This window comes from uncultured Dialister sp., from assembly GCF_900541605.1.
Lineage (GTDB): Bacteria > Bacillota > Negativicutes > Veillonellales > Dialisteraceae > Dialister.
On sequence record NZ_UQKJ01000134.1, the window covers coordinates 1 to 4,741 of the forward strand.

4 protein-coding genes are annotated in these 4,741 nt (G+C 52.0%); all 4 read left to right on the forward strand.

The annotated features are described in order from the left end of the window. The first annotated feature begins 523 nt into the window (after window positions 1-523). The 4 genes from QZR21_RS08050 to bioB (QZR21_RS08065) all read left to right on the forward strand — a co-directional run bounded on the left by QZR21_RS08050 (window position 524) and on the right by bioB (QZR21_RS08065) (window position 4,648). Window positions 524-949: an Hsp20/alpha crystallin family protein gene (locus QZR21_RS08050; protein WP_296100099.1), complete on the forward strand. Its 426-nt coding sequence runs from the start codon at window positions 524-526 to the stop codon at window positions 947-949. Window positions 950-1,401: 452 nt separating this feature from the next. After that, the gene (gene bioB / locus QZR21_RS08055; protein WP_296100108.1) at window positions 1,402-2,400 is read left to right on the forward strand and encodes a biotin synthase BioB; all 999 of its coding nucleotides are present in this window, start codon (window positions 1,402-1,404) and stop codon (window positions 2,398-2,400) included. Between the two features lie 147 nt (window positions 2,401-2,547). Further along, a complete protein-coding gene (gene bioB, locus QZR21_RS08060) occupies window positions 2,548-3,549 on the forward strand; it encodes a biotin synthase BioB (protein ID WP_296100102.1) in 1,002 nt (333 codons plus the stop codon). Window positions 3,550-3,664: 115 nt separating this feature from the next. Continuing rightward, the gene (gene bioB / locus QZR21_RS08065; protein ID WP_296100105.1) at window positions 3,665-4,648 is read left to right on the forward strand and encodes a biotin synthase BioB; all 984 of its coding nucleotides are present in this window, start codon (window positions 3,665-3,667) and stop codon (window positions 4,646-4,648) included. Window positions 4,649-4,741: the final 93 nt, after the last annotated feature.

The window sequence follows — 4,741 nt, forward strand, 5'->3', positions numbered from 1 at the left end:
TATGGGGTCCGAACTACACTTTTAATTGTGTCCTTGACAAGGGGGCCAGTTCATTCATAAAGCGCCGCATTTTAGATTTTTAGTCGGACTTACCTTCTTACAACTTACCGATTCTCCTCGGGCAGAGGAAACCAGGGAGGCAGCTTGAATGGGTTGGACGGGTTGAATAGGTTGAACGGTCAGCGGATAGCTGTAAGTGGTCAGCTGTAAGCCATGGAATATAAAATGCGGCGCTCTATGAATTCACGCGCCGCGCCACCATTCCTAACCCCTCACTCCTGACTCCTCACTAATTAATAAGTCAATTGAATGAATTTAATTCGTATACGTAAGCTCGATATTTCCTAAATAGTCAAATAAATAAAATAAAAAGTCAAAAATATTTTAGCACTCTCTTGACTTGAGTGCTAAAAGTGCTATACTATAGTTGTCAGGAGGAAAGGGGCCCGACAGGGAGACCTGGAAGGTACCCGGACACCTGAACATGAGAATACTAAAACGCAAAGGAAAGAGGTCTTTGATTATGGGTAGCTTGATTCCATTTGATGGATTATTCGGTGACACTGTTCTGGATCATTTCTTTGATGATATTCCGACAGTATATAAAGATTATGTAGCAGTTCCGAAAGTGGACATTGAGGATCTGAAAGATCATTATGAAATTACCTGCGATATGCCGGGATTCACGAAAGACCAGATCCATGTGAATTATGAAAATGGCGTTCTCTCCATTGCCGCTAAAAGAGAAGACAAGAAAGAGACCAAGGACGAAGAGAAACATTATCTCCGTCATGAACGGGGCGCCGTTGGTTTCCAGCGTCAGTTCTCTGTAAGAGGCATTAAAGAGGACGGCATCAAAGCAAGCCTGAAAGATGGCGTACTGAAGATTGAACTTCCTAAAGAAGATGAAAAGAAAGTGGAAGAAGCCCATCGGATCCAGATCGGCTGAGGTCCGGTATCGTAGAGAATCCTGGTGATGCGAATGGCAGATAGTGATTCGCAGGACAGGGGCTGCCGGTGGAAGCAAAGTCCGCCGGCAGCAGCCCAAATCCTGTTTTCAACGTGTTGTTTCTTACAATCTTTATTTATCTCCCCCCAAAAATAAAAAAGTAAGTTGTTAGTTCATGCAATTACCCTCCCTGAGAAGGCCTCCGGAAAGATCAGTTCCCTTTCCGGAGGCCTTTTTGCGTGGAAAGGCATGCTTGTGGCTGGTGTCATTCCGGCAGGGCCTCCCTGGAAGCCACATGCCGGTGGTTCAAATCACAAGGGAGACAATCCGTCAACATATTGTCAACATACATAAATAAACGGATTGACAGATTCCATTGTTTATTTTATACTTGTCTACAAGGTAACAATTTGAAACGGCAGGTGCTCCGCATTGGAAAGGAAGTTTTCATGATGGACAGTGCTTGCAAAGAAATTATCAGATTGGCCGATAAGGTTATGGATGGTGGTGAGATTACAGAGGAAGAAGCGAAGAAATTAATCCGTACAAAAGATGAGGATACCATGCTGCTTCTGGCCATGGCGGACAAGATCCGCCAGAAGTTCAACGGCAATGCCGTTGATTTCTGCGCCATCATCAATGCAAGAAGCGGCCACTGCCAGGAAAACTGCAAGTTCTGTGCCCAGTCCGGCTGGTATCACACGGGAGCGAAGGTGTACCGCCTCCTGCCGGAAGATGAAATTCTGGCAGCTGCCAGGAAGGCAAAGGAAGCCGGTGCCGTCCGGTTCTCCCTCGTAACGAGCGGCAGGAACCAGGATAACCCCAATGAATTTGAGGAAATCATCGATATTGTGAAGAAGATCCGCGAACAGGTGGGCATCGAAGTCTGCTGCTCCCTGGGACTGATTACCAAAGAACAGGCCCTTCGGCTGAAGGAAGCCGGCATCACGAGGATTCACTGCAATATCGAGACAGCGCCTTCCTATTTCCCGGAAGTCTGCTCTACCCATACCATGGGGGATAAGGAAGAAATCATCCGCACTGCCCAGGAGGCAGGCATCCGCGTGTGCTCCGGCGGCATTATCGGCCTCGGGGAATCCCTGGACCAGCGGGTGGAAATGGCTTTCAAACTGAAATCCATGCACATCGACTCCATCCCCATGAATATCCTGAATCCTGTGAAGGGCACCCCCTTCTACACGAATAAACGGCTTCCACCGCTGGAAGTTCTCCGCACATTTGCCATGTTCCGCTTCGTCCTGCCGAAGGCGCTGATCCGCACCGCCGGCGGACGGGAAGTGAACCTCCGGAGCCTGCAGGCCTATGCACTGACCGGCGGCCTGAACGGCATCATGGTGGGCGGTTACCTCACCACAGGCGGCAGGGATCCGAAAGAGGATATCCGGATGACCGAGGACCTTGGCCGGTCCATGACCCAGCCCCAGCTTTGATACGGTTTCATATACAACTTCATAGGATAGAAATATTCCGCACCATTGCGAAACACGAATATTTCTATTACGCATACACGTAAGGTTTTATAAAGGCATTATCCTGTCATTGGACGGCAGGCGATTTTACAAAAGGAGTGGTTTGCGATGGAAAGCAGCTGTGAACAGATTTTGAAGTGGACAGAAAAGGTTTTGAACGGCGGGGAACTGACAGAGGATGAAGCAAAGGCCCTCATCCGCACGAAGGATGAAGATACCATGCTCCTCCTGGCCTGCGCCGACAAGATCCGCCAGAAATTCTCCGGCAGGAGTGTAGATCTCTGTGCCATCATCAATGCACGGAGCGGTTCCTGCCAGGAGGACTGCAAATTCTGTGCACAGTCTGCCCGTTATCATACAGGTGTAAAAACCTATAAATTCCTTCCGGAAGATGAGGTCATTGAAGCGGCTAAGAGAGCGAAAAAAGCCGGAGCAGCCCGTTTCGATATTGTTACTGCAGGCCGTGACCAGAGAAATCCGAAGGACTTTGCGGAAATTCTCGACCTGATCCGTCGTATCCGCAAGGAAGTGGGCATCGAAGTATGCTGCTCCCTCGGATTCCTCACCCAGGAGCAGGCGTACCAGCTGAAAGAAGCCGGTATCAGCCGCCTGCACTGCAATATCGAATCGGCACCTTCCTTCTTCAAGGAAGTCTGCACAACCCATACAGCCGAAGAAAAGGCAGAAAACGTGGCCCGTGCCCAGAAAGCGGGCATCCGCGTCTGCTGCGGAGGCATCATTGGCCTCGGAGAATCGCTGGACCAGAGAGTGGAAATGGCGTTCCATCTGAAGGAAATGCACATCGACGCGGTACCGCTCAATGTGCTGAACCCCATCAAGGGGACTCCTTTTGAACACAATAAGCGCCTGTCCCCTCTCGAAATCCTGCGATCCTTTGCCATGTTCCGCTTTGTCCTTCCAAAGGCCCAGATCCGTACGGCCGGCGGACGGCAGATCAATCTCCGGAGTCTCCAGTCCATGGCTCTGGCCGGCGGCATGAACGGCGTCATGATCGGCAATTACCTTACGAGCAAAGGCTCGGACCCGGCCGATGATATCGCCATGCTCCATGACCTGGGCCGCACGCAGACGGCACCGAACCTGAATTGAGAAGGCCGGTGGCGTGTCTTTCTGACGGTGGCTGAATCCAGGGAGGCACTGGTTCATTTGCAGAGTCAGATTGAATCAGTGCTTCCCTAATTTCTGAATATCGGGATGGTATGGTATGGATGAAAATGTAAAGTATATAGAAGATTGTATGGATAAAGTGCTCGGCGGGGGAGAAATCAGCCGGGAGGAAGCGGGAAAACTTTATGAAGCGGGGAAAGCGGAGCCCCTCTTCCTTATGGCGGCGGCCGATAAGATCCGGAAGACCTTCTGTGGTGACCGGATGCGTTTCTGCAGCGATGTGAATGCAAGGAGCGGCAGGTGCACAGAAAACTGCAAATTCTGCGCCCAGTCCGGCTGGTATCACACGGGGGTCAAGGAATATCCCCTCCGGAGCCCGGAGGACCTGCTCCACGAAGCCAAACAGGCAGAGGCCTACGGGGCGGAGCGGTTTGGCATCGTCACCAGCGGCCGGGGCCAGAGCGACCCGGTGCAGTTCGCCTCCATCGTGAAGGCGGTACGGCTGATTACGAAAGAAACGAAGCTGTCCGTGTGCTGCTCCCTGGGACTCCTCACCGATGACCAGCTGCAGCAGCTGAAGGAAGCGGGATGCCAGCGGATTCACTGCAACCTGGAAACGGCACAGCGCTATTTCCCCCATATCTGTACCACCCATACCTATAAGGAAAAAGAAGACCATATCCGCCGCATCCAGAAAGCAGGGCTCGAAGTCTGCTCCGGCGGTATCATGGGACTCGGGGAAACGGAGGATGACCGCATTGACATGGCTTTTGCCCTGCGGAGCCACCACGTGACCAGTGTGCCCCTCAATATTTTCAGTCCCATCCCGGGGACACCCTTCGGAAAGAATAAACCGCCGAAGCCGGTGGAGGTGCTCCGCATGTTTGCCCTGTACCGGTTCATCCTGCCCCACGCCATCATGCGGGTCTGCGCGGGCCGGGAAAATGCGCTGCGGGACCTTCAGGCCTTTGCCCTGGCGGCGGGCCTGAACGGCGCCATGATCGGCGGCTACCTCACCATCGCCGGCAGGCCTCCGGAAAAGGACAGGCAGATGGCGGAGGACCTGGGACGGACTGTCTGACCGGAAATAGAAAAAGCATGGAAAGAAATTTCCATGCTTTTTTGTAAAAAGAAAACCCCCGGTTGGACCGGGGGTTCAATAAAGCTTTAGCGA

Bases quoted from the DNA above. Each gene is read 5' to 3' on its own strand.
- QZR21_RS08050 (WP_296100099.1), top strand. From the start codon at position 524: ATGGGTAGCTTGATTCCATTTGATGGATTATTCGGTGACACTGTTCTG.
- bioB (WP_296100108.1), top strand. From the start codon at position 1,402: ATGGACAGTGCTTGCAAAGAAATTATCAGATTGGCCGATAAGGTTATG.
- bioB (WP_296100102.1), top strand. From the start codon at position 2,548: ATGGAAAGCAGCTGTGAACAGATTTTGAAGTGGACAGAAAAGGTTTTG.
- bioB (WP_296100105.1), top strand. From the start codon at position 3,665: ATGGATGAAAATGTAAAGTATATAGAAGATTGTATGGATAAAGTGCTC.